The sequence below is a fragment of the Pseudomonas sp. GWSMS-1 genome (assembly GCF_049847425.1).
Lineage (GTDB): Bacteria > Pseudomonadota > Gammaproteobacteria > Pseudomonadales > Pseudomonadaceae > Aquipseudomonas.
In genome coordinates this window covers 98,681-122,867 of the sequence record NZ_JBMHHV010000003.1, presented here as the reverse complement: position 1 = coordinate 122,867, position 24,187 = coordinate 98,681, and the positions used below count along the sequence as shown (strand labels likewise).

Here is a 24,187-nt window from a genome sequence, read left to right as displayed (position 1 = left end):
CAATCTCTGGTGTAGGGTGGATGACGCTCTGCTCATCCACCAATGGCACCGCGCGGTGGATCGCCACCCGGTGGATCGATGAAACGCGATCCACCCTACACCAGCAAGCGAACAACCTAGCCTATAGAATTCCTGCGCCGCCGTATCGAAAGCCAAGTCCTCAGCCTCAGTGGTATCGCCCTCGGCCAGATCGACTTCGAGAACCCCAAGGGTGACCCCGGCCTATTCGGCCCAGACTCGGTGAGCTGGCAAGTGCATGGCGACTTTACCAGCATGCTGATCGGTGGCATCAGCGCCCTGCTTCTGCAAGCCCTGCACCCACTGGCACTGGCCGGTGTGTGGGACCACTCAAACTTTCGTCAGGACCTGCTTGGTCGTTTGCGTCGCACCGGCCAGTTTATCTCCGGCACCACCTATGGTTCGCGCGCCGACGCCGACTGGCTGATCGACAAGGTCAAAACCATTCACCTCAAGGTCACGGGCACCGCCCCGAATGGCCGCCCCTACGCCGCCAGCGACCCCGCGCTGCTGACCTGGGTGCATGTCGCCGAAGTGCATAGCTTCCTTCAGGCGCACCTGCGTTACCGCAACCCGCAGCTGAGCGAGGCCGATCAAGATCGCTACTACGCGGAAATCGCCCTGATCGCCGAACGCCTGGGCGCCACCCAGGTGCCGCGTTCGCGCGCCGAAGTGGCGGCCTATCTGGCAGCCGTTCGTCCCGAGCTGTGTTGCGATGCCCGCTCGTTGGAAATTCTGCGCATCCTGCTGGACGCACCCGCACCCAGTGCCCTCGCCGCGCCGGCGGCCAAATTGCTGATGCAGGCCGGTATCGACCTGCTACCGGATTGGGCACAGCAGATGCTCGGCCAGCAGATCGGTCCAGCGCGCAGCCGCGTGATCCATACCGGCGTCCACAGCCTGGCGCCGGTGCTACGTTGGGCGGTGCGCGGCGGCGCCATTCACGGTGCGCGCAAACGCTTACAGTTACCGCCGCGCGGCTGACTGCTCAGTTCGCACGCTGGCCGCGAGCAAAGCCGCTGTGCCACCATAGCGACCTTTCGCGGCCTGCCGCGCCTGTCACTTGTGAGGATCGCGTTATGCAAGATGTTGTCATCGTTGCCGCCACCCGCACTGCCATCGGCAGCTTCCAGGGTTCACTGGCGAATATCCCGGCCCCCGAGTTGGGCGCTGCTGTGATCCGCCAGCTGCTTGCGCAAACCGGCCTGGACGGCGCACAGGTCGACGAAGTGATCCTCGGCCAGGTACTCACGGCAGGCAGCGGGCAGAACCCGGCCCGCCAAGCGGCGATTCTCGCGGGCCTGCCCCACGCCGTACCGGCAATGACCTTAAACAAGGTCTGCGGCTCGGGCCTGAAAGCCCTGCACTTGGCAGCCCAGGCCATTCGCTGCGGCGATGCCGAGGTGATGATTGCCGGTGGCATGGAGAACATGAGCCTGTCCCCTTACGTCATGCCCGGCGCCCGCACCGGCCTGCGCATGGGCCACGCTAAGCTGGTCGACACGATGATCACCGACGGTCTGTGGGACGCCTTCAACGACTACCACATGGGCATCACCGCCGAGAACCTGGTGGATAAGTACGGCATCAGCCGTGAAGCGCAGGACGCCTTCGCCGCGGCCTCGCAGCAGAAGGCCGTGGCCGCCATCGAAGCCGGTCGCTTTGTCGACGAAATCACCCCGATCATGATTCCGCAGCGCAAAGGCGAGCCACTGGCCTTCGTCACAGATGAACAACCGCGCGCCGGGACTACCGCCGAGTCGCTAGGCAAACTTAAGCCGGCATTCAAGAAAGACGGCAGCGTAACCGCCGGCAACGCCTCCAGCCTCAATGACGGCGCCTCGGCGGTGTTGCTGATGAGCGCTGAAAAAGCCAAAGCCCTGGGCCTGCCAGTACTGGCAAAAATCGCCAGCTACGCCAATGCCGGTGTCGACCCGGCGATCATGGGCATTGGCCCAGTTAGCGCCACCCATCGCTGCCTGGCCAAAGCCGGCTGGACGCTGACCGACCTCGACCTGATCGAAGCCAACGAAGCGTTTGCCGCGCAAGCGCTGGCGGTGGGTAAAGAACTCGATTGGGATGCCAGCAAGGTCAACGTCAACGGCGGCGCCATCGCTCTCGGCCATCCGATTGGCGGCTCCGGCTGCCGGATCCTGGTCACCTTGCTGCACGAGATGATCAAGCGCGACGCTAAAAAAGGCCTGGCCACCCTGTGCATCGGTGGCGGTCAGGGTGTAGCGCTGGCGATTGAGCGCGCCTGATAACAGCGCGGCCAACCGCACAACTGAACGCCGGCACCCGGATTAGCGGGCGCCGGCGTTTTTCTTGGTAAACTGCGCGCCCTCCTTTTTTAGAGTCGCCGCGCATGCCCGCTCTCGATCAGGCGCTGCGCGCCGCCCTGAATAATCGCCACGATCTGCTGGCTGAGCTGCATCAGCAAGGCACCGACTGCTATCGCCTGTTTCATGGCAGCCAGGAAGGCGCCGGCGGCCTGACCATCGACCGTTACGGCCCACAGTTACTGGTACAGAGCTTTCACCAGCGCCTCAGCCGCGATGAACTGCTGCAACTGGCCGAGCAATGCCAGGCCAGCCTAGGCGAAGACCTGCTGCTGGTGTACAACGACCGCTCCCAAGGCAATTCGCGCATCGACCGCAGTGACTCGGTCTACCAGGCCGAGCCCGCCGCGCTGGACGACTTGGTTGGCCATGAGTGGGGCCTCAACTACCGCGTACGTGGGCGTCATGCTGGGCAAGACCCGCTGCTGTTTCTTGACCTGCGCAACGCCCGCGGCTGGGTCAAACAGCACAGCGCCGGCAAATCGGTGCTCAACCTGTTCGCCTACACCTGTGGGGTTGGCTTGAGCGCTGCTGCAGGCGGCGCCCGCGAAGTGCTCAACCTCGACTTTGCCGAAGGCAATCTGGCAGTCGGCCGTGAGAATGGCGCGCTCAACCCAGCGCTGGCGCCCATGCAGTTTATCCAGTCGGATTACTTCCCGGCGATTCGCCAACTGGCGGGCCTGCCGATTAGCGCGCGCCGGGGCCACAAACTGCCGGACTATCCGCGTTTAGCGCAGCGCCCGTTTGACCTAGTGCTGCTCGACCCGCCGGCTTGGGCCAAGAGCGCCTTCGGCACCGTCGATCTGCTGCGTGACTACCAAAGCCTGCTCAAGCCGGCGATTCTCGCCACGGCTGATGATGGCGTGCTGATCTGCTGCAATAACCTGGCAAAAGTTAGCATGGCGGACTGGCGCGAGCAGGTGCTGCGCTGCGCGGAAAAACTCGGCCGCCCGGTACGTGAGTGGCAGGTACTGCCACCGGCTAATGACTTCCCATCGTTGGATGGCCAGCCGCCACTTAAAACCCTGATCCTGCAGTTCTGATTTACCCTCACGCGTTCAGAGAATCACCCGCAGCGGCTCTGCGGAACTGTGTACGCGTGCCATACTCCAAGGCACTTCTTCGTCGGGATAGATGACGTTTTTTATGCTTAAAGGAATAAAGCGCGCCGCCAGCGCCATAGCCATCGCTGTTGCACTCTATAGCCTGCTGGGCTTCTTGATTCTGCCCGGTATCGGCCTGCGTATCGCCAACCAGCAGCTGGCGCAATACGCCGAAGTGCCCACCATGCTGCAACGCTTGCAACTCAACCCCTTCAGCCTGGAGCTGAGCCTTTGGGGGCTACAGATTGGCGAAGCCGAACAGCCGCAAATTGCCTTCGAGCGGCTGTATAGCAACCTGCAACTCGACAGCCTATGGAGCGGTGTGTTGCACCTGGCCGACATTGAGCTAGACAAGCCGCGCAGCGAAATACTGTTTGCCAAGGACGGCAGCCTTAACCTGACCCAACTGTTCAAACTGCCCGCCAGCTCGCCACCTGCGACCGAAGAACCCGCCAGCGAACCGTTCCCCCTGCGCATTGACAGCATCAAGCTGCTCGGTGGCAACGTGCACTTTGAGGACTTGCGGCCCAGCGAGCCCATCGAGTTCATCTACGACGACCTCAACGTCGAACTGCTCAACCTCAGTACCCTGCCGGATGACAATGCCGACATGAGCCTGGTTGCTACAGGCCCCATTGGCGGGCGTATCGACTGGACTGGCCGCATCAGCCTGGTGCCGCTGAGCTCTAGTGGCAACCTGAAAATCACCGACGGCAAGCTGAAAGCTTTTTGGCCCTACGTGCGCGACGCCGTGCCGCTGGCTCTAGAAGACGGCAGCGTGAATCTAAACAGCGACTACAGCCTCAACCTGGCCAAAGGCACCGAGCTGCTGTTGAGCAACACCCAACTCAACCTCAGTAATTTCGCGATCAAAAGTCCAGCCAACAAGCCACTGTTGCGCCTCGCAAGCCTGGATATCAGCGATACCAGCGTGGACCTGATCAAGCAGCAAGTCATCGTCGGCAAGATTCGCAGCCAGAAGCTGGAAACCTGGGCGGCCCGCGAGGCCGATGGCCAACTCGACTGGCAGAAGCTACTGGCCAGCCAACCGGCCAAGCCAACTCCAACTCCAACTCCCGCCAAGGCTGGTGGCGACTCCAGCGCAGCAGCAGAACCCAGGCCGGTAAAAGACACCAGCACTGAGAGCACGGCACAACAGTCCGCCGAGCAGCCCGCAGCCAGCACCGGCCAACCCGAAGCGCCCAATAAGCCCTGGCAAGTGATCCTGCGTGACGTACAACTGCGTGATTACCAGATACACCTGGCTGATCGCGCAGCCGGCACAGACGTCAACATCGATCTGGCCCCGCTCAATCTTGATCTCAGTGACTTCGACAGCCTGGGCACCTCCCCCTTCAGCATCACGCTCGATACCGGGGTGAATAAAACCGGGCTGATCAAGGCCAACGGTCAAGTGCAACTGAGCCCGACCACTGCAAAGCTGCACGTGCTTACCCAGGACATTGACCTGCGCCTGGCACAAACCTACCTAAGTCCTTTTGTGCACTTGGAGCTGCGCAGCGGAAAACTGGGCAGTGACCTGGCCGTTGACCTGCAGCGTGTCGAGCCGCTGGCCTTCAGTATTGCTGGGCACGCCGAGATCAAACAGCTGCACACCCTCGACACCCTGAAAAACCGCGACTTTCTCAAGTGGCAGCAGGTACGGGTCGAAGGGCTCGATTACCAGCATGGCCAAGGCTTGGCGATCAGCCAGATCAAACTGCAGCAGCCCTATGTACGCTTCATCATTAACGAAGACCTGACCACCAATATTAATGACCTAATGGTGCCCCAGCCCGCCAGCACCGAGGCGAGCAAAGCCCCGGCGGAAAAGCCGCTGCCTGTCCGCATTGGCGGCATCAGTATCAAGGAGGGTTCGGCCAACTTTGCCGACTTCAGCCTGCGCCCCAACTTCGCCACGGCGATTGGCCAGCTCAACGGCCAGATCGGCACGCTGGATAACCAAAGCGCGAAAGCCGCCAGCGTCGACATCAAGGGCAAGGTCGATAAGTACGCCCCCGTCAGCATCAAAGGCCAACTCACCCCATTCGACCCGCTGAACAGCCTGGATATTGCCACCAGCTTCAAAAACGTTGAGCTAACCACCCTGACGCCCTACTCCGGTAAATTCGCCGGTTTCCGTATCCGCAAGGGCCGCCTCAACCTCGACCTGCATTACCAGATAGAAAAAGGCCAGCTCAACGCCGAAAACAAACTGCTGCTGGAAGACCTGCAACTGGGCGAGAAAGTCGAGAGCAAAGACGCCATGGACCTGCCGATTCGCCTGGCCGTAGCCTTGCTCAAAGACACCCAAGGCAATATCGAAATCCAGCTGCCCGTTCAAGGCAACCTCAACAGTCCCGAATTCAGCGTGATGCCCATCGTCTGGCAAACCCTGCGCAATCTGGTGCTGCGTGCGGCGCAGGCGCCGTTCAAGTTTATTGGCGGGCTGGTCAGCGGCGGCAGCGAGGTCGACCTCAGCACCGTGCGCTTCAGTGCAGGGGAAAGCCAACTCGACAGCACGGCACAGAGCGCACTGGACACCCTGGCCAGCGCCCTGAAGGAACGCCCCACCCTGCGCCTGGAGGTCGAAGGCATGAGTGCCCAGAGCAGCGATGGCCCGCCGCTTGCGGTTGCACGCCTGGAGCGCGAATACCAGAGCACCTGGTACAAAATACTGCAACGCCGTGGCGATAATGTACCTGCCGACGCCAGCGAGCTGGTGGTAGATGAAGACGACAAGGCGGTGCTGCTTGAAGGCATCTACCGAGCCCGCCTCAAGCAGCAGCCTCCGGCAGAATGGGCCAAGTTGAGTGACGAAGAACGCACCGCGAAGATGCGCGCCGACGTGCTGCAATCTTGGGCGCAGAGCCCGCTGCTACTGCGCCAGTTGGCCCAAGCCCGCGCGGCAGAAATAAAAAACTATCTGGTTGAGCGTGGCGGCCTGAGCGCTGAACGCATTTACCTGCTGGATGTCAGTATTACCCAGGCCAATGGCGATGGCAGTGTGGCTAGCGCTCTGCACCTCGGCAGCGAATAGGCCTGTTGTCTGTGCGCACACTGACGTCAACGCTGTTACTTGCCCTGTTGGGCGCTGCGTTTATGGCCCAGGCCGAAACCCTGCGCTGCGGTAGCCAGCTGGTGAGCCTGGGTGATCGCCGCTTTGAAGTGCTGCAGAAATGCGGCGAGCCGGCGTTCCGTGACCTAGTGGGCTATTCCCTCGGCCCAAACGAGCGCCGCGAGTACCCGATCGAGGAATGGGTCTACGGCCCGAGTAACGGCATGCTTAGCATTCTTACTTTCGAGGGCACGCGCCTGCGCGCCATCGAACGCCGTCGAAGCCGCTAATAGATGAAACCCCTGATCAGCGCCCTGCTATTACTTGTGTCCATCTGTGCACAGGCCTCATCGACCCTGCGTTGCGATAGCGGGCTGGTCAGCCTCGATGACACCACCAGCGAAGTCAGCAGTAAATGCGGCGAACCACTGAGCCGTGACTTTCTCGGCTACCGTGAAGTGCTGGATGAATACGGTTTCTACAATGAAGTCGCGGTCGAAGAGTGGTCATACGGGCCACGCAACGGCATGTACCAATTTCTGCGTTTTCAAGGGAATCGATTGATCAAGATCGACAGCAAACGCCGTAACTAGCAACACCCTACCCTCCCACACCCACGATAAGGACATTGCGCCATGCAACGGATAGCACTCAGCCTCACCCTGCTCGCTCTAGCAACCGGCGCCCAGGCCAGCACCCTGCGCTGTGAGAAGGGCATCGCCAGTACCGGCGACCGCACCACAGAGGTCGCTAGCAAATGTGGCGAGCCGATTGCCCGCGACATGCTGGGTTACACCCTGGATGCCCACGGCAATAACGAGTTTCTCGTCGAGGAGTGGGTCTATGGCCCACGTAACGGCATGAACTACTACCTGCGATTCGAAGGCGGACGACTGAAGAGCGTGGAGAGCAAACGCGGCAGCTAAGCCCTGCCACGCAGCCACTAAAAAGCCCCGCTGGTTGCGCCAGCGGGGCTTTTTTACGCCTTATTACAGCTTACTGCTGAAGTCGCGCAGCTCATCCTGAGCCTTTTCCTTACTCCAGCCGTAGCGCTCTTGCAGCTTGCCGGCCAGGTACTCGCTATGACCTTCGGCTACATCCAGATCATCATCGGTCAGGTTGCCCCAACGCTCCTTCATGCGGCCATTGAGTTGCTTCCACTTACCTTTAATCACGTCAGAATTCATTGCTCAATCCTCGATGGTTATAACGGGGTTATTGCACCAGCCCACGCGAAGCTTGGGGTTTAATCGGCCGTTTTTAAGGCTTCGGCTGCCACAGCGGTTACACCTTTGATTTCTTTAGCCTTGGCCACGGCAAGGTCGCGCTCAGCATCGCTGGCAACAACGCCCGACAGAGTTACAACACCTTTGTTGGTTTCAACGCTGATATCGATGCCACTCAGCTCACTGTCCGCCAGAAAGGTCGACTTCACTTTGCTGGTGATCCAGGTATCGGTAACGGCATCTTCAGTGGCGTTCATAGTCTCGCTCGCGGCCAGCATGGTCGGCTGCACCGCCGTGCGGGTGTCAGCAAGAACCGGCCCGGCCAATAACAGGCTCAGGGCAGTAGCGGTCAGAGTGGCGCTGGCGACGTGCTTGATTGGCTGCTTCATGGATAGTGCTCCTGCATAAGTAAAAAGACCTGCAACCTTCATTGGTTGCGGTTACATAAGTACTGTTGCAGGCGGCATGCCAGCTTTTAAAATATTACTTTAACTATATATATCAACATCTTAGATGTATTTAAAACCATTCCTTGTCGTGCATTTTGCATGCCCAGGCGTATGGCCCCATGCACTGTGCACGACCTGCCCTGAGGTTTTTCATGGGCGAAAAAAAGGACCCCGAAGGGTCCTTTTTAAACAGCGCGGGAGCGATTAAGCCTCCGACGCCTTGGCAGCAGCAACGTCCTTGATGGACAGCTTGATGCGGCCGCGGTTGTCGACGTCCAGTACCAGCACTTCGACTTCCTGACCTTCTTTAAGAATGTCGGTCACTTTCTCTACACGTGCATCGCTGAGCATGGAGATGTGCACCAGACCGTCTTTACCCGGCAGGATGTTAACGAAGGCACCGAAGTCGACGATGCGCTCAACCTTACCGATGTAGATCTTGCCGATTTCAGCTTCTGCGGTGATACCCAGAACTCGCTGACGTGCAGCTTCTGCAGCTTCCTTGGTTTCGCCGAAGATCTTGATCGAGCCGTCGTCTTCGATATCGATCGAGGCCTTGGTCTCTTCGCAGATGGCACGGATGGTCGCGCCACCTTTGCCGATCACGTCGCGGATCTTGTCTTGGTCAATCTTCATCGCGATCATGGTCGGAGCATTAGCCGATAGCTCAGTACGCGACTGGGCAATGACCTGGTTCATCTGGCCTAGGATGTTCAGGCGCGCTTCCAGGGCTTGGCCCAGAGCGATTTCCATGATTTCTTCGGTGATGCCCTGGATCTTGATGTCCATCTGCAGTGCAGTAACGCCGTTGGCGGTACCCGCAACCTTGAAGTCCATGTCGCCCAGGTGATCTTCGTCACCGAGGATGTCGGTCAGTACAGCGAACTTCTCGCCTTCCTTAACCAGACCCATGGCGATACCAGCAACCGGCGCCTTCATCGGCACACCAGCGTCCATCAGTGCCAGGGAAGCACCGCAGACCGACGCCATGGAGCTGGAGCCGTTGGACTCAGTGATTTCCGAGACGACACGAATGGTGTAAGGGAACACGTCAGCAGCCGGCAGCATCGCGGCGATGGAGCGACGGGCCAGACGACCGTGACCGATTTCGCGGCGGCCAGTGGCGCCCATGCGACCACACTCACCGACCGAGTACGGTGGGAAGTTGTAGTGCAACATGAAGGGGTCTTTGCGCTCGCCTTCGAGGGTGTCGAGCAGCTGTGCGTCACGTGCGGTACCGAGGGTAGCAACGACCAGAGCCTGGGTTTCGCCACGGGTGAACAGCGCCGAACCGTGAGTCTTGTCCAGTACACCGACTTCGATGTTCAGGCCACGCACGGTACGGGTGTCGCGTCCATCGATACGCGGCTTACCGTTAACGATGTTTTCGCGCACGGTGCGGTATTCGATTTCGCCAAAGATTTCTTTGACTTCACCGGCAGTCGGCTGACCTTCTTCACCGGAGAACTTGGCAACGATTTCATTGCGCAGCTCACCCAGACGGGCATAACGCTCGTGCTTGACGGTGATGGTGTAAGCCTGGGAGATGGCATCGCCGAACTCGCCGCGAATCGCGTTGAGCAGAGTGGTGTTCTCAGCCTTAGGCTGCCAGTCCCACGTTGGCTTGGCGGCTTCAGCAGCCAGCTCAGCAATGGCGTTGATCACAACCTGGAATTCGTCGTGAGCGAACAGTACAGCGCCCAGCATCTGGTCTTCGGTCAGCTCTTTAGCTTCCGATTCAACCATCAGTACGGCGTCTTTAGTACCCGCTACAACCATGTCCAGGCTCGAGGCTTTGAGCTGCTCGTAGTTCGGGTTCAGCAGGTAGCCAGTTTCCGGGTGGAAGGCTACGCGCGCAGCGCCGATCGGGCCGTTGAACGGGATGCCGGAGATGGCCAGCGCAGCCGAGGTACCGATCATCGCTGCGATGTCCGGATCGGTCTTCTTGCTGGTGGAGATCACGGTGCAGATAACCTGCACTTCGTTCTGGAAACCTTCTGGGAACAGCGGACGGATCGGACGGTCGATCAGGCGCGAGGTCAGGGTCTCTTTCTCGGAAGGACGTGCTTCGCGCTTGAAGAAACCACCAGGGATCTTGCCGGCTGCGTAGGTTTTTTCCTGGTAGTGCACGGACAGCGGGAAAAAGCCTTTGCTCGGGTCGGCAGTCTTGGCGCCGGTAACAGCGACCAATACAGCAACGTCGTCGTCAACGGTGACCAGCACAGCGCCGGAGGCTTGACGGGCGATACGGCCAGTCTCGAGGGTAACGGTCGATTGACCGAACTGGAACTTCTTGATTACCGGGTTCACGGTGTTTTCCTTCTCTTTATTGCCCTTGGGGAAAGCGGTTCTTACCACCGCGTGTGCGTCTTAATGAAGCACACACGGGTATTGCAGAATGAGTGGGCGGTGACGGGAATCGGACCCGTTGGCGTCCAAAAACAGCTAATGCACAAACACAAAAGCTGGAAGCAGGGGTAAACCCCACTTCCAGCTTCGGCAGTCAGCTACGCATAAGCATTGCTTAGCGACGCAGACCCAGGCGACCGATCAAAGCGGTGTAACGAGAAACTTCCTTACCTTTGAGGTAATCCAGCAGCTTACGACGCTGGTTTACCATGCGGATCAGGCCACGACGCGAGTGGTGGTCTTTACCGTTGGCTTTGAAGTGACCCTGCAGCTTGTTGATGTTGGCGGTCAGCAGTGCAACTTGCACTTCTGGGCTACCAGTATCGCCTTCAGCTTGCTTGTAGTCGGCAACGATTTGAGCTTTTTCTTCAACGCTGAGTGCCATGTGGGCAATCCTCTCAGTTAGGCAACTGTCGAAACAGCTGCAATAGGCCAGGAATTACTTCCTGTGTTTTAAAGTGAGGTATGACCGCGCCTATTAACAGCCACCCTCAAAGCACGCAAACCAGAGCCGAAACTCTTGCTTGCGCTACGGTCATGCTGACCGAATCAAACGACACAGGCTTGAGACCAGTGTCTGCAACCAAGGCTAGGCCTTGTTTGCAATCAATCGACGCGGCGCAATGCGCCCGTCTTCGCTCACTTCACCGATACCGATAAAGCGACCATTGTGATCTTGCACCCGCACCATGCCGAACTTCGGCGCTTCCGGGGCGCGTACCGGCTGCCCTTGCAGCCAATAAAACGAACTGTGCTCGGAGAACTGCAACAGCGGCCAATGTTGCAAACCGCTATCAGCCGGCAGCAAAAACTGATCGACCGCTTCGTTACCACCTTCAGCATGCACGCGCTCAAGCTCTTCGAGCGTGACGGTACGGCTCAAGTCGAACGGCCCAGCCTTGGTTCTGCGCAGTTCTGCAACGTGTGCACCGCAACCCAGCAAATGGCCAATGTCTTCGACCAGCGTGCGGATATAGGTGCCTTTGCTGCAATCAACCGCCAGGCGCGCTTGCTCCGCCTCGCAGCCCAGTAATTCCAGGCGCGCAATAGTAACAGAACGCGGCTCGCGCTCCACTACTTCACCGGCACGGGCCAGCTTGTAAAGTGGCTGCCCATCGCGTTTGAGCGCTGAGTACATAGGCGGTATCTGGCTGATTGCGCCACGGAACTGCGGCAATACAGCCTCGATATCGGCGCGACCAACGGTCACCGGACGACGCTCCAGCACGTCACCTTCGGCATCGGCGGTGGTGGTGGTCACACCCAACTGCATCAAGGTTTCGTAGCCTTTGTCGGCATCCAGCAGGTACTGGGAAAACTTGGTCGCCTCACCAAAGCACAGCGGCAGTACGCCAGTGGCCAGAGGATCGAGGCTGCCGGTGTGCCCAGCCTTCTCGGCATTCAGCAACCAACGCACCTTTTGCAGGGCGGCGTTGGAGCTAAAGCCTTTGGGCTTATCCAGCAGGATGATGCCATCGACGGCACGACGAATACGTTTCACCTGGGCCACGCGCTTACTCCTTGGCCTCGGTCGGTTCGTCATCGTGCTGCCGATCTTGGCTGACCGCACGCTCGATCAGTGCAGACAGCTGCGCACCACGAATCACGCTCTCATCGTAATGGAAGCGCAGGTTCGGCACGCTGCGCAGCTTCATCGCACGGCCCAACTGCATGCGCAGGAAACCGCTGGCATCGTTGAGCACCTTGATGCTCTGCACAATCGGATCGACACCCTCTTCAGGCTCACCGCCCATGATGGTGACAAACACCTTGGCATGGCTGGAGTCACGGCTGACCTCAACCGCGGTGATAGTAACAAGGCCGCCAAGACGTGGGTCTTTGACTTCCATACGGATCAACTGCGCCAGCTCGCGTTGTATCTGGTCGCCGATGCGCTGGGCCCGGCTAAATTGTTTGGCCATTTTTACTACCTTCACTCGTCACGCTGCTCGAAAAAGCAGCGGACTTAAAAGCGGCAAACGCCCGGCCGCGAATAAACGGGACCGGGCGCTGCGTGTTGCGACTCGTACTTACAGGCTACGGGCCACTTGGACTTTCTCGAACACTTCGATCTTATCGCCGACCTTAACGTCGTTGTAGCTCTTCACGCCGATACCACACTCCATGCCGTTACGCACTTCGGAGGCATCGTCTTTGAAGCGACGCAGGGATTCCAGCTCGCCTTCGAAGATCACCACGTCGTCGCGCAGTACGCGGATCGGACGGTTACGGTAAACAGTCCCTTCGATCACCATACAACCGGCAATCGCACCGAACTTCGGCGAGCGGAACACGTCACGCACTTCAGCCACGCCCAGAATGTTCTCGCGAACATCACTGCCGAGCATGCCGGTCAGGGCCTTCTTAACGTCTTCGATGATGTCGTAGATGACGTTGTAATAACGCATATCCAGACCTTCCTGCTCGACGATCTTACGCGCGCCGGCATCGGCACGCACGTTGAAGCCGAACAGTACAGCGTTGGAGGCCAGCGCCAGGTTGGCATCGGACTCGGTGATACCACCGACGCCACCACCGACCACACGCACTTGCACTTCATCGTTACCCAGACCGCCGAGCGAGCCTTGCAGCGCTTCCAGCGAACCACGGACGTCAGATTTGAGGACGATGTTGAGCGTCTTCTTCTCTTCCTGGCCCATGTTCTCGAAGATATTTTCCAGCTTGCCGGCATGCGCACGAGCCAGTTTCACTTCGCGGAACTTGCCTTGACGGAACAAAGCAACTTCACGGGCTTTCTTCTCGTCAGCCAGCACGCTCATGTCGTCGCCAGCTTCCGGCGTACCGTCCAGGCCGAGAATCTCGACAGGGATCGACGGGCCGGCTTCTTTAATAGCCTTACCGTTTTCATCGAGCATGGCGCGGATACGGCCGTAGTTGGAACCGATCAACACCATGTCGCCTTGACGCAGCGTGCCGTCCTGAACCAGTACGGTCGCAACAGGGCCACGGCCCTTATCGAGACGCGATTCAACCACCACACCACGACCTGGGGCCGACGGCGTCGCTTTCAGCTCAAGCACTTCGGCTTGCAGCAGTACGGCTTCGAGCAGGTCATCGACACCGGTACCGGCCTTAGCCGAGACGGAGACGAACGGTGTATCACCGCCCCACTCTTCCGAGGTCACGCCGTGAACCGACAACTCGCTACGGATGCGATCTAGATCAGCGCCCGGCTTGTCAATCTTGTTCACTGCAACCACCAGAGGTACACCAGCAGCCTTAGCGTGCTGAACGGCCTCAATGGTCTGCGGCATCACGCCGTCATCGGCTGCAACCACCAGAATCACGATGTCGGTCGCCTTGGCACCACGGGCACGCATTGCGGTAAATGCAGCGTGACCAGGGGTGTCAAGGAAGGTAACCATGCCGCGTTCAGTTTCAACGTGGTAAGCACCGATATGCTGGGTAATACCACCGGCTTCGCCAGCAGCAACCTTGGCACGACGAATGTAGTCGAGCAGCGAGGTTTTACCGTGGTCAACGTGGCCCATTACGGTCACAACTGGCGCACGAGAGAACGACTCACCCTCAAACTTCAAGGACTCAGCCAGGGAATCTTCCAGGGCGTTGTCACTTACCAGCTTGACCTTGTGGCCCAGCTCTTCGGCGATCAACTGGGCAGTTTCCTGATCCAGTACCTGGTTGATAGTCACCGGGGTGCCCATCTTGAACATAAACTTGATGACTTCAGCAGCTTTAACCGACATCTGCTGAGCCAAATCGCCCACAGTGATGGTTTCGCCAATGGCTACGTCACGTACAACTGGGCCTGTTGGGCTCTGGAAGCCGTGTGCGTTGCGCTTCTTCAACTTGCCTTTACCACGACCGCCGCGACGGAAGCTGTCGCTTTCTTCGTCGGTGGTACGCGGAGCAACACGCGGAGCCGGTGCTTTTTCCTTGGCAGTCGGACGATGCTGGGTGGTCTTACGATCACCACCGCGACGGTCTGCATCATCATTACGCGGTTTGTCTGGACGGCGTGGCTCTTCTTTCTTGCGCTCGTCTGCTGCCGGGGCAGCCACGGCAGGACGCTCAACGGCGACAGCCGGAGCGGCCTCAGTCGCTGCAGCACCGCCAGTAGGAGCAGCACGCGGCGCTTCTTCTGCGGCACGACGCTTAGCTTCTTCGTCAGCTTTTGCCTTGGCGGCTTCAGCTACCGCGCGCTGTTCAGCCAGCTCACGCTGCTTTTCAGCTTCAATTTCTTCAGCGCTGCGCTTAACGAAGGTCTTCTTCTTGCGCACTTCAACGCTAATGGTCTTGCTACCGCCAGCACGCAAGGTGCTGGTGGTTTTGCGCTGCAAGGTAATCTTGCGCGGTTCTTCTGTTTTGCTGTCGCCGTGACTGCTTTTGAGGTGGGCCAACAGGGCCTGCTTCTCACTATCAGTGACCGCTTGCTCAGCGCTCATGTGCGGCAAACCAGCCTCGCGCATTTGCTGCAGCAGGCGTTCAACCGGCGTATTGACCACTTGGGCCAGTTCTTTAACCGTGACTTGCGTCATGCATTTCTCTCCTCAGGCCGCTACTGCTTACTCGAACCAATGGGCTCGGGCGGCCATGATCAACTTGCCGGCTCGCTCAGCGTCGATACCGTCGATGTCGAGCAGGTCATCAATAGACTGCTCGGCCAGGTCTTCGCGGTTAATAACGCCGCGCACTGCCAGTTCATGCGCAAGCGCCTTATCCATCCCCTCTAGCGAGAGCAAGTCTTCGGCTGGGTGGGCATCTGCCAGCTTTTCCTCGTTGGCGATGGCTTTAGTCAGCAAGCGATCTTTGGCACGAGCGCGGAGCTCGCTGACGATATCCTCGTCAAAGCCATCAATGCTGAGCATTTCTTCCATCGGTACGTAGGCAATTTCTTCAAGGCTGGTGAAGCCCTCTTCGACCAACACCTGGGCCAGCTCTTCGTCGACTTCCAACTCATCGATAAAGCGCTGCAGGATGTCGCCTGTTTCCGCTTGCTGCTTGGCCTGGATGTCCGCTTCGGTCATCACGTTCAAGGTCCAGCCAGTTAACTGACTGGCCAACCGCACGTTCTGACCGCCACGACCAATGGCCTGAGCAAGGCTGTCTGCGCCAACGGCGATGTCCATTGCATGGGCATCTTCGTCAACAATAATGGCGGCCACTTCAGCCGGCGACATGGCGTTGATCACGAACTGTGCAGGATTGTCATCCCACAGCACGATATCTACACGCTCACCCGCCAATTCACCGGAGACCGCTTGTACGCGCGAACCGCGCATGCCGATACAGGCACCCTGCGGGTCGATACGCTTATCTTTGGAACGCACGGCCAGTTTAGCGCGCGAACCCGGGTCACGGGACGCGCCCATAACTTCGATCAGCTCTTCGGCAATTTCCGGCACTTCAATGCGGAACAGCTCGATCAGCATTTCTGGCGCAGTACGCGACAGGATCAACTGCGGGCCGCGGTTCTCGGTGCGAATTTCCTTAAGCAGGGCACGCAAGCGCACGCCGACACGGAAAGTTTCGCGCGAAATAATGTCTTCACGCGCCAGCATGGCTTCTGCGTTGTTACCCAGATCAACGATCACGCTGTCACGGGTCACTTTCTTCACGGTGCCCGAGATGATTTCACCCAGACGCTCGCGATAAGCCTCAACCACCTGAGCACGCTCAGCTTCGCGGACTTTCTGCACAATCACTTGCTTGGCGGTTTGCGCGGCAATACGACCGAACTCGATGGAGTCGATCTTCTCTTCCAGCACATCACCCACTTTAGCGTTGGCTTCAACAGCACGCGGCATATCAGTGGTGACCTGGTGTGCAGGATCATCAAAGTCACTTTCTTCAACCACTGTCCAGCAGCGGAATGTTTCGTAGTTGCCCGTCTGACGATTGATCGCCACACGCAACTCGACTTCATCTTCAAAACGCTTCTTGGTAGCAGTGGCCAAAGCCAACTCCAGCGCTTCAAAAATTACGCTAGCCGGCACGCCCTTTTCGTTGGAAACCGACTCAACAACCAGCAGTACTTCTTTGCTCATCGTACGCCTCGCCTTTCGCAATCCATTGGATCCTGCGCAATCCGCGCAGCTCTCGCGGGATCCGCGTCTCAGTCAAACCTGGGGATAATGTTGGCCTTGTCGATCATGTCGATCGGCAACAGGAATTCATGGTCATCCACCTGCACTACCACGTCCTGCTCTTCCACACCGCGTAGAAGGCCCTGAAAGTTGCGTCGCCCTTCAAAAGGCGAGCGCAGCTTGATCTTCACTTGCTCGCCGGCATGAGTGGCAAACTGTTCAAGGGTGAACAGCGGCCGATCCATGCCTGGCGAGGACACCTCAAGAGTGTACTCGGCGCTGATCGGGTCCTCGACATCGAGCACACCGCTGATCTGCCGACTGACAATTTCACAGTCCTCGATCAGTACGCCGTCAGGCTGCTTATCAATATAAATTCGCAGCAGAGAATGCCGCCCCTGTGACAGGAACTCGACACCCCAACATTGGTAGCCTAGAGCCTCGACTACCGGGGCCACCAAGGCTTGCAACTGTTCTAGCTTGCTCGACACCGGAACCCCTCGCGCATGCTGTAAAAATAAAAAATGGGCGAATCGCCCATCATCAAACCGCCCTCTAAAGGCCGGCAAAGCTGTCGCCCAGCTAGCAAAAAGCCCCTTAAAAGGGGCTCCTCTGCAACTCAATGCGGGGGCTGGTTTAACCCAGCCATCATCGGATTCAACACCCGAGGAGAGACCTTACTGCTCAATCCCACATCAAAGCTGGGGCCGGATTATACGACTTAACCCTAAGCAGGGTCAATCGACACTCCAGCAACAAAAAGGCCCGCATCATGCGGGCCCTTTTGAAAATTGGTACCGAGAAGGGGACTCGAACCCCTACAGCCTATGGCCACTACCACCTCAAGGTAGCGTGTCTACCAATTCCACCACCTCGGCAAAATCACTTACTGCGTGCAACTTTTTACGTGTTACTGCTGCTCTGGAGCCTGAGGCACGTCCACCGCATCATTAGCCGGCTTAGCTGCATCTAGAACAGGTACATCTTCAGCAGCTGGAGCAGCCTGCTGTACTTCCAAGACTGCAGGATCAGGCAAACCAACCTGAGCCATACCATCAGCTTTGTCTTTAGCAAAGAACGCTAAACCCAAGCTAGTCATGAAAAAAGCGGTGGCAAGTATAGCAGTAAAACGACTCAGAAAGGTAGTACTTCCTTGACTACCGAATACGGTAGAAGAAGCACCCGCACCAAAAGAGGCGCCCGCGTCCGCACCCTTACCCTGCTGCAGCAGAACCAGCACAACAACACCGATGGCACCCAGCAGATGAAGAACAACGATAACTGTTTCCAGCATTTCTTTAGCTTCCTGCGGCGCGACAAATCGCACCGAACTCATCCGCATTCAGAGAGGCTCCACCTACAAGCCCCCATCGATATCCGGCATACCGAACAACTCGGCAGCACTGGCGGCCTTAACACTGCCACCATAAAGAATTCTTACTTTGCCAGCCAACTCAGGGCTTTTCGACGCCAACTGCGCACGAATGGCCGCATGCACCTGCTGAGCCTGCTCCGGCGAAGCGGTTAAGCCAGAACCAATCGCCCAAACAGGCTCATAGGCAATGACCGCATCCGCAAACACCTCAACACCCAACGCATCAGTCACCGCAGACAACTGCGCAACCACCACATCAAGCGTCTGACCCGCCTCACGCTGCGCAAGGGTCTCCCCCACACACAACACCGGTATGAGACCGGAAGACTGCGCCGCAGCAAACTTGCGCGTCACAAGCTCCCCCCCCTCGCCCAGCAACAGCCTGCGCTCGGAGTGGCCAACCAACACCAGCGAGCAACCCACATCACTCAACTGAGTCGCCGCCACTTCACCAGTCAGAGCACCTTGCTGGGCCTCGCCGGCGCAGTTTTGCGCACCAACCGCCACAGCCGCCCCAGCAAGACCACCAATCACCTGAGAGAGATGCAAACATGTTGGGAACACCGCCACATCTACGCCAGCAGGCAAATTCTGCTTAGTAAGACCGTTGATCAGCTCTGCAACGCTGGCGCGGGTACCGTGCATTTTCCAGTTACCAGCAACCATTGGGCGACGCATGCTTTACCTCGTCGGTCAAAGAGGGCGCAGATGTTACCCAACAGCTAGCCGACTGGCAAGCCGAATCAAGCACATACATCCGCAACAACTTTAGCCAATTCATTGGCATAGCTGCGCACCATGGTTTCATCATCACCTTCAACCATGACGCGCACCATGGGTTCGGTGCCCGACTTGCGCAACAACACCCGCCCACGCCCGGCCATTTTCTCGGTGACCTGCGCGCTCGCCTCCTGCACTGCCGGGTGCTCCAGCGGATCGACACCACCAGCAAAGCGTACATTCACCAGCACCTGGGGACACTTGCGCATACCCAGCCGAGCCTCGCCCAGCGTCTGCCCGCGACGCTTCAGCGCCATCAGCACCTGCAGGGCCGCAATAATCGCGTCACCGGTGGTGGTGTGCTGGAAACACACCAAATGACCCGAATTCTCCCCACCCAATTGCCAGTTACGCGACAGCAACTCGGCAATCACATAACGGTCACCCACCTTGGCCCGCACAAAAGGGATACCTTGGTCAGCCAAGGCCAACTCCAACCCCAGATTACTCATCAGCGTGCCAACTACGCCGCCCTGCAGCTTGCCGCGCTCCTGCAGATCACGGGCGATGATAAACAACAGCTCATCACCATCAACCACTGCACCAGAATGATCGACCATCAACACCCGGTCGGCATCACCATCAAACGCGATACCCAGATCGGCGTGCTGCGCCTGCACCTCAGCCTGTAACGCCTCGATATGAGTGGAGCCGCACGCATCGTTGATATTCAAACCATTGGGCTGCGCCGACAATACCGTCACCTGCGCACCTAGCTCGCGAAATACGCTGGGAGCTACCTTATAGGCAGCTCCATGAGCACAATCGACCACTATTTTCAGACCAGCAAAGCTGGTACTGGTAGGCACACTGCTCTTACAAAATTCGATATAGCGCCCGGCAGCATCATTGATTCGCGACACCTTGCCCAACTGCTCGGACTCAACCACGGTCATCGGCGCGTCGAGCAGCTCTTCGATCATCAGCTCAATCTCATCCGGCAACTTGGTGCCCTGCCCGGAAAAGAATTTGATGCCATTGTCGTAATGCGGATTATGCGAAGCGCTAATAACAATCCCCGCCTCGGCTTGAAAGGTACGCGTCAAGTATGCGATTGCCGGCGTCGGCATTGGCCCCAACAACATCACATCCGCACCTGCAGCGGACAGACCCGCTTCCAAGGCAGACTCAAACATATAGCCGGAAATGCGCGTGTCCTTACCGATCAGGATGCGGCATTTACCGTGCTTGCGAAACGCCATCCCAGCCGCCCAGCCGAGCTTGAGCATGAATTCCGGGGTAATGGGAAAGTCACCGACACGCCCACGAATACCATCAGTACCAAAATATTTTCTGCCCATCCCAACATTCCTTCTAACTTATTCTGCAGCGTCAACCGCGGCGATCATCCGCACCACATCAACCGTTTGGGCCACATCATGCACCCGCAGGATGTGCGCACCCTTGCTCAGCGCCAGCGCAGCCAAGGCCAGACTGCCGTACAACCGCTCGCCCACCTCATGCCCTAAAACCTTGCCAATCATGCTCTTGCGCGACACGCCAACCAACAAAGGCCGGCCCAGCTCATGCAGCATCTGCAAATGTTTGAATAATGAAAGATTGTGCTCAAGGCTTTTTGCAAAACCAAAGCCCGGATCAAGAACGATACGCTCAGCAGCAATCCCAACGGCCGCACAGGCAGCCAGTCGCTCAAGTAGGAACTCGCGCACCTCAGCCACCACATCAGGGTACTGGGGGTTGTGCTGCATCGTGGTCGGCTCACCGCGCATGTGCATCAAGCAGATCGGCAAACCGCTATCTGCAGCCGCATCCAGGGCCCCGTCGCGCTGTAATGAGCGCACATCATTGATCAGGCCGGCGCCTAACCGCGCCGTCTCACGAATGACCGCAGGTGTCGAAGTGTCCACCGAGATGATCACGTCCAACTCGCGAGCAATCGCCTCGACAATAGGCGCAACCCGCTCCAACTCCTCGACTGGAGAAACAGCACGAGCACCTGGGCGCGTCGACTCACCGCCAACATCAATCAAGGCTGCACCAGCACGCCACATTGCCTCAGCGTGACGCAAGGCTGCATCACGCTGAGCGAAGCGACCGCCATCAGAGAAGGAGTCAGGGGTGACATTGAGAATGCCCATCACTTGCGGGCGGCTTAAATCAAGAAACCGGCTGCCACAGGGCAGCCGGTTGAAGGTTGAAACAACAGGCATGGAGAAACCTTAGATTTCTGCGGCAGGACCACCGATTGGCTTGTCCGCAGGCATCGCGACCTCAACAGGCGCAGTAGGCGTGCCGTTATTATCATCACCGCCCTGCCAGCCTTTCGGCTCACGCGGAGCGAGTCCATTCATGATGTCTTCGATCTGTTCAGCGTCGATGGTTTCGTACTTCATCAGCGCCTCAGCCATCGCATCCAGCTTATCGCGATTCTCTTCCAGCAGGCGCTTGGCAATGCCATAGCACTCATCAATGATGCTGCGCACTTCCTGGTCAATCATCTTGGCGGTATCGGCAGACACGTTGCTCTGGTTACTGCCCATGCTACGCCCAAGGAAAACCTCACCCTCTTCTTCCGCATACATCAGCGGGCCGAGCTTTTCCGACAGGCCCCACTTGGTGACCATATTCTTGGCCAGCTGGGTAGCACGCATAATGTCGTTGGATGCACCGGTGGTCACCCCGTCAAAGCCTAGGGTCATTTCCTCGGCTATCCGACCACCGAATAATGAGCAAATCTGGCTAATAAGCGCACGTTTGCTCAAGCTGTAACGATCTTCCTCAGGCAGGAACATGGTCACACCCAGGGCACGACCGCGCGGAATGATCGAAACCTTATAAACCGGGTCATGCTCTGGCACCAGGCGCCCAACAATCGCGTGACCGGCTTCGTGGTAGGCCGTATTGAGCTTTTCCTTGTCGGACATGACCATGGTTTTGCGCTCAGCACCCATCATGATCTTGTCTTTAGCCAGCTCGAATTCTTTCATCTCGACCACACGCTTACCGGAGCGCGCAGCAAACAGCGATGCTTCGTTGACCAGGTTAGCCAGGTCAGCACCGGAGAAGCCCGGCGTACCCCGCGCAATAACCGCTGGGGCAACATCTTCGCCCATTGGTACTTTGCGCATGTGCACTTTAAGAATCTGCTCGCGACCGCGAATATCCGGCAAGCCAACCACAACCTGACGGTCGAAACGACCCGGACGCAGCAAAGCAGGGTCAAGCACGTCAGGACGGTTAGTCGCTGCGATTACGATGATGCCGTCGTTCGCCTCAAAACCATCCATCTCTACGAGTAGCTGGTTAAGCGTCTGCTCACGCTCGTCGTGACCACCGCCCATACCGGCGCCACGATGGCGACCAACGGCGTCAATCTCGTCGATAAAGATGATGCAAGGCGCATGCTTCTTGGCTTGCTCGAACATGTCGCGCACACGGGATGCACCAACACCGACGAACATTTCCACGAAGTCCGAACCTGAAATGGTGAAGAACGGCACCTTGGCTTCCCCGGCAACCGCCTTGGCTAGCAAGGTCTTACCGGTACCCGGCGAACCAACCATCAGCACACCACGTGGGATACGCCCGCCAAGGCGCTGGAACTTGCCCGGATCACGGAGAAATTCGACCAGCTCGCTGACTTCTTCTTTCGCTTCATCGCAGCCTGCGACGTCAGCAAAGGTAGTTTTAACCTGATCTTCAGTGAGCAGGCGCGCCTTGCTCTTGCCGAAGCTCATCGGCCCGCCTTTACCGCCCGCGCCACCTTGCATTTGACGCATGAAGAACATGAACACGGCAATGATCACCAGAATCGGGAAGCTGGCGACCAGCAGCTGAGTCCAGATGCTCTGCTGCTCAGGCTGCTTGCCGACGATCTCGACGTTGTTGTCCATCAAGTCCTTGATAAGACCGTTGTCCTGAATCGCCGGACGCACTGTCTCGAACGATGAACCGTCACTACGCGTACCGCTGATAATGAAGCCATCAACCGTCACTCGCTTAACGCTGCCATCCTGAACCTGCTGGATAAACTGCGAATAATTGAGTTTATTCGACTCAGTCGGGCTGGAAAAATTGTTCATCACCGTTACCAAAACGGCGGCGATGATCAGCCACAGGACCAGATTCTTTGCCATGTCGTTCAATTAGCTACCCTCTGAAGCAGGCCCCGTGCTGAAGCGCGCTTCGCATGACGACCAGTTATGTACCGATCTAACTTACTACACAACGCCCACCCCTGGCAGACGCCGTCTGTAACCCTTTATTTACTAATCAGACTGTAACAACCACGCAACCGTTCAATCAGCGCTCGGCGCTTTGATACCGCGATACCCGCGGGCCAGCAAGTACTGCTCACGGGAGCGATCCCGCGAGGAAGAAGGCTTGCGCATCTGCACCTTGTCGAACAACTGGCGCACCTGCTTGTGGTACTCCGCAAAGCCTTCGCCCTGGAATATCTTGATCAAAAAATCACCGCCCGGACGCAGCACACGAGTGGACAAATCCAAGGCTAGCTCGCACAGATACATCGCGCGCGGCTGATCCGACTCTTTCACCCCACTCATATTGGGGGCCATATCAGAAATCACAAGGTCTACCGGACGCCCTCCGATCGCCTCAAGAAGCTGATCGAACACAGCATCCTCAGTAAAGTCACCCTGAATGAAAGTAACATCCGGGATACTGTCCATCTCAAGGATATCGGAGGCTATCAGCGTGCCTTTGTCGCCAATCACACGACTGGTGACTTGTGACCAGCCACCGGGCGCCGAACCCAGATCGACTACCGTGATGCCTGGTCGGAGGATGCGATCCTTCTCTTGGATCTCCAGCAGTTTGTAGCTGGCGCGCGAACGATAGCCGTCCTTCTGCGCCATTTTGACGTAAGGGTCGTTGAAATGCTCTTTCAGCCAACCTTGACTGCTCTTGGTACGGGCCACGCAATACCTCGGATGTGTAACGCATGAATATCTGGGCGGCCTCGAAGGCGCTCGGGTAAACTAGTTACCGTTTTTTACCAGATTAAATGCAGGAATTAGATTATGCCGCTCACTCAAGAGCAGAAGAAACAATTCAAAACTATCGGTCACCATTTAAAGCCTGTATTGATTGTGGCTGACAATGGTTTGACCGACGGTGTACAGGCTGAACTGGAGCGCGCACTGAGCGACCACGAGTTAATTAAAGTACAACTGCGCATCACCGAGCGCGAAAGCCGCCTGGCAGCCATTAACGAGCTGTGCAAGGCCGGCAAAGCCGACTTGGTTCAGGTGATTGGCAAAATGGCGCTGATTTACCGTAAAAACCCGAAAGTGAACAAGAACCTGTCTAACGTTCATCGCCATCACGGCTGATTGATCAGTGACTGCAAGGCGCGCTTAGCGCCTTTGCAACTACCTTT

22 protein-coding genes, 1 tRNA gene and 1 pseudogene are annotated in these 24,187 nt (G+C 57.9%); 8 read left to right on the top strand and 16 right to left on the bottom strand.

The window, feature by feature from the left end:
• Positions 1-123 precede the first annotated feature (123 nt).
• The 7 genes from ACEPAJ_RS01465 to ACEPAJ_RS01435 all read left to right on the top strand — a co-directional run bounded on the left by ACEPAJ_RS01465 (position 124) and on the right by ACEPAJ_RS01435 (position 7,444).
• Complete coding sequence (locus ACEPAJ_RS01465) at positions 124-1,002, top strand: oxygenase MpaB family protein (RefSeq protein WP_425913541.1); 879 nt, start codon at positions 124-126, stop codon at positions 1,000-1,002.
• 95 nt (positions 1,003-1,097) lie between these two features.
• On the top strand, positions 1,098-2,279 hold the full coding sequence (locus ACEPAJ_RS01460) for an acetyl-CoA C-acetyltransferase (RefSeq protein ID WP_425913104.1): 1,182 nt from the start codon (positions 1,098-1,100) through the stop codon (positions 2,277-2,279).
• Between the two features lie 104 nt (positions 2,280-2,383).
• On the top strand, positions 2,384-3,400 hold the full coding sequence (locus tag ACEPAJ_RS01455) for a class I SAM-dependent rRNA methyltransferase (protein WP_425913102.1): 1,017 nt from the start codon (positions 2,384-2,386) through the stop codon (positions 3,398-3,400).
• Positions 3,401-3,503: 103 nt separating this feature from the next.
• Positions 3,504-6,500 carry a DUF748 domain-containing protein gene (locus tag ACEPAJ_RS01450; RefSeq protein WP_425913101.1) on the top strand — a complete coding sequence of 999 codons (2,997 nt, stop codon included), beginning with the start codon at positions 3,504-3,506 and terminating at the stop codon, positions 6,498-6,500.
• A 62-nt stretch (positions 6,501-6,562) separates the two neighbouring features.
• Positions 6,563-6,808, top strand: coding sequence for a DUF2845 domain-containing protein (locus tag ACEPAJ_RS01445; protein ID WP_425913539.1), 246 nt, complete (start codon positions 6,563-6,565; stop codon positions 6,806-6,808).
• Positions 6,809-6,811: 3 nt separating this feature from the next.
• Entirely contained in the window at positions 6,812-7,111 is a 300-nt protein-coding gene (locus ACEPAJ_RS01440) for a DUF2845 domain-containing protein (protein WP_425913099.1), read from the top strand.
• Positions 7,112-7,153: 42 nt separating this feature from the next.
• The gene (locus tag ACEPAJ_RS01435; RefSeq protein ID WP_274086198.1) at positions 7,154-7,444 is read left to right on the top strand and encodes a DUF2845 domain-containing protein; all 291 of its coding nucleotides are present in this window, start codon (positions 7,154-7,156) and stop codon (positions 7,442-7,444) included.
• 63 nt (positions 7,445-7,507) lie between these two features.
• Here ACEPAJ_RS01435 and ACEPAJ_RS01430 read toward each other — a convergent pair whose 3' ends face one another.
• The 16 genes and pseudogenes from ACEPAJ_RS01430 to rlmE form a co-directional block, all read right to left on the bottom strand.
• Positions 7,508-7,705, bottom strand: a complete 198-nt coding sequence (locus ACEPAJ_RS01430; protein WP_274086199.1) for a CsbD family protein — start codon at positions 7,703-7,705, stop codon at positions 7,508-7,510.
• A 59-nt stretch (positions 7,706-7,764) separates the two neighbouring features.
• Positions 7,765-8,133 (bottom strand): BON domain-containing protein, encoded by a 369-nt coding sequence (locus tag ACEPAJ_RS01425; protein WP_425913096.1) that lies wholly within the window; start codon positions 8,131-8,133, stop codon positions 7,765-7,767.
• A 264-nt stretch (positions 8,134-8,397) separates the two neighbouring features.
• A complete protein-coding gene (gene pnp, locus ACEPAJ_RS01420; protein WP_425913094.1) occupies positions 8,398-10,503 on the bottom strand; it encodes a polyribonucleotide nucleotidyltransferase in 2,106 nt (701 codons plus the stop codon).
• Positions 10,504-10,717: 214 nt separating this feature from the next.
• On the bottom strand, positions 10,718-10,987 hold the full coding sequence (gene rpsO / locus ACEPAJ_RS01415; RefSeq protein WP_090243769.1) for a 30S ribosomal protein S15: 270 nt from the start codon (positions 10,985-10,987) through the stop codon (positions 10,718-10,720).
• Between the two features lie 204 nt (positions 10,988-11,191).
• Positions 11,192-12,112 (bottom strand): tRNA pseudouridine(55) synthase TruB, encoded by a 921-nt coding sequence (gene truB, locus ACEPAJ_RS01410; protein WP_425913093.1) that lies wholly within the window; start codon positions 12,110-12,112, stop codon positions 11,192-11,194.
• 4 nt (positions 12,113-12,116) lie between these two features.
• Positions 12,117-12,524: a 30S ribosome-binding factor RbfA gene (gene rbfA / locus ACEPAJ_RS01405; protein ID WP_425913091.1), complete on the bottom strand. Its 408-nt coding sequence runs from the start codon at positions 12,522-12,524 to the stop codon at positions 12,117-12,119.
• A 108-nt stretch (positions 12,525-12,632) separates the two neighbouring features.
• On the bottom strand, positions 12,633-15,122 hold the full coding sequence (gene infB, locus ACEPAJ_RS01400; RefSeq protein ID WP_425913090.1) for a translation initiation factor IF-2: 2,490 nt from the start codon (positions 15,120-15,122) through the stop codon (positions 12,633-12,635).
• Between the two features lie 27 nt (positions 15,123-15,149).
• Positions 15,150-16,631, bottom strand: a complete 1,482-nt coding sequence (gene nusA, locus ACEPAJ_RS01395; RefSeq protein ID WP_425913089.1) for a transcription termination factor NusA — start codon at positions 16,629-16,631, stop codon at positions 15,150-15,152.
• Between the two features lie 68 nt (positions 16,632-16,699).
• Positions 16,700-17,161: a ribosome maturation factor RimP gene (rimP, locus tag ACEPAJ_RS01390; RefSeq protein WP_274086206.1), complete on the bottom strand. Its 462-nt coding sequence runs from the start codon at positions 17,159-17,161 to the stop codon at positions 16,700-16,702.
• 301 nt (positions 17,162-17,462) lie between these two features.
• Positions 17,463-17,548 (bottom strand) — tRNA-Leu (locus ACEPAJ_RS01385).
• A 32-nt stretch (positions 17,549-17,580) separates the two neighbouring features.
• Positions 17,581-17,964 carry a preprotein translocase subunit SecG gene (gene secG, locus ACEPAJ_RS01380; RefSeq protein WP_425913088.1) on the bottom strand — a complete coding sequence of 128 codons (384 nt, stop codon included), beginning with the start codon at positions 17,962-17,964 and terminating at the stop codon, positions 17,581-17,583.
• 4 nt (positions 17,965-17,968) lie between these two features.
• A pseudogene (tpiA, locus tag ACEPAJ_RS01375) lies at positions 17,969-18,723 on the bottom strand (triose-phosphate isomerase).
• 65 nt (positions 18,724-18,788) lie between these two features.
• Complete coding sequence (gene glmM, locus ACEPAJ_RS01370) at positions 18,789-20,126, bottom strand: phosphoglucosamine mutase (protein WP_425913087.1); 1,338 nt, start codon at positions 20,124-20,126, stop codon at positions 18,789-18,791.
• An 18-nt stretch (positions 20,127-20,144) separates the two neighbouring features.
• Positions 20,145-20,996 (bottom strand): dihydropteroate synthase, encoded by an 852-nt coding sequence (gene folP, locus ACEPAJ_RS01365; RefSeq protein WP_425913086.1) that lies wholly within the window; start codon positions 20,994-20,996, stop codon positions 20,145-20,147.
• Between the two features lie 9 nt (positions 20,997-21,005).
• On the bottom strand, positions 21,006-22,922 hold the full coding sequence (ftsH, locus tag ACEPAJ_RS01360) for an ATP-dependent zinc metalloprotease FtsH (RefSeq protein ID WP_425913085.1): 1,917 nt from the start codon (positions 22,920-22,922) through the stop codon (positions 21,006-21,008).
• 162 nt (positions 22,923-23,084) lie between these two features.
• Entirely contained in the window at positions 23,085-23,726 is a 642-nt protein-coding gene (gene rlmE, locus ACEPAJ_RS01355) for a 23S rRNA (uridine(2552)-2'-O)-methyltransferase RlmE (protein ID WP_425913084.1), read from the bottom strand.
• 102 nt (positions 23,727-23,828) lie between these two features.
• Here rlmE and ACEPAJ_RS01350 point away from each other — a divergent pair, with 102 nt between their 5' ends.
• A complete protein-coding gene (locus ACEPAJ_RS01350) occupies positions 23,829-24,140 on the top strand; it encodes a YhbY family RNA-binding protein (protein ID WP_425913083.1) in 312 nt (103 codons plus the stop codon).
• Positions 24,141-24,187: the final 47 nt, after the last annotated feature.

Excerpts from the sequence above, each read along its gene's own strand:
- ACEPAJ_RS01460 (WP_425913104.1), top strand. The coding sequence starts at position 1,098 with ATGCAAGATGTTGTCATCGTTGCCGCCACCCGCACTGCCATCGGCAGC.
- ACEPAJ_RS01455 (WP_425913102.1), top strand. The coding sequence starts at position 2,384 with ATGCCCGCTCTCGATCAGGCGCTGCGCGCCGCCCTGAATAATCGCCAC.
- ACEPAJ_RS01450 (WP_425913101.1), top strand. The coding sequence starts at position 3,504 with ATGCTTAAAGGAATAAAGCGCGCCGCCAGCGCCATAGCCATCGCTGTT.
- ACEPAJ_RS01445 (WP_425913539.1), top strand. The coding sequence starts at position 6,563 with ATGGCCCAGGCCGAAACCCTGCGCTGCGGTAGCCAGCTGGTGAGCCTG.
- ACEPAJ_RS01440 (WP_425913099.1), top strand. The coding sequence starts at position 6,812 with ATGAAACCCCTGATCAGCGCCCTGCTATTACTTGTGTCCATCTGTGCA.
- ACEPAJ_RS01435 (WP_274086198.1), top strand. The coding sequence starts at position 7,154 with ATGCAACGGATAGCACTCAGCCTCACCCTGCTCGCTCTAGCAACCGGC.
- ACEPAJ_RS01430 (WP_274086199.1), bottom strand. The coding sequence starts at position 7,705 with ATGAATTCTGACGTGATTAAAGGTAAGTGGAAGCAACTCAATGGCCGC.
- ACEPAJ_RS01425 (WP_425913096.1), bottom strand. The coding sequence starts at position 8,133 with ATGAAGCAGCCAATCAAGCACGTCGCCAGCGCCACTCTGACCGCTACT.
- rpsO (WP_090243769.1), bottom strand. The coding sequence starts at position 10,987 with ATGGCACTCAGCGTTGAAGAAAAAGCTCAAATCGTTGCCGACTACAAG.
- rbfA (WP_425913091.1), bottom strand. The coding sequence starts at position 12,524 with ATGGCCAAACAATTTAGCCGGGCCCAGCGCATCGGCGACCAGATACAA.
- infB (WP_425913090.1), bottom strand. The coding sequence starts at position 15,122 with ATGACGCAAGTCACGGTTAAAGAACTGGCCCAAGTGGTCAATACGCCG.
- nusA (WP_425913089.1), bottom strand. The coding sequence starts at position 16,631 with ATGAGCAAAGAAGTACTGCTGGTTGTTGAGTCGGTTTCCAACGAAAAG.
- secG (WP_425913088.1), bottom strand. The coding sequence starts at position 17,964 with ATGCTGGAAACAGTTATCGTTGTTCTTCATCTGCTGGGTGCCATCGGT.
- glmM (WP_425913087.1), bottom strand. The coding sequence starts at position 20,126 with ATGGGCAGAAAATATTTTGGTACTGATGGTATTCGTGGGCGTGTCGGT.
- folP (WP_425913086.1), bottom strand. The coding sequence starts at position 20,996 with ATGCCTGTTGTTTCAACCTTCAACCGGCTGCCCTGTGGCAGCCGGTTT.
- ftsH (WP_425913085.1), bottom strand. The coding sequence starts at position 22,922 with ATGGCAAAGAATCTGGTCCTGTGGCTGATCATCGCCGCCGTTTTGGTA.
- ACEPAJ_RS01350 (WP_425913083.1), top strand. The coding sequence starts at position 23,829 with ATGCCGCTCACTCAAGAGCAGAAGAAACAATTCAAAACTATCGGTCAC.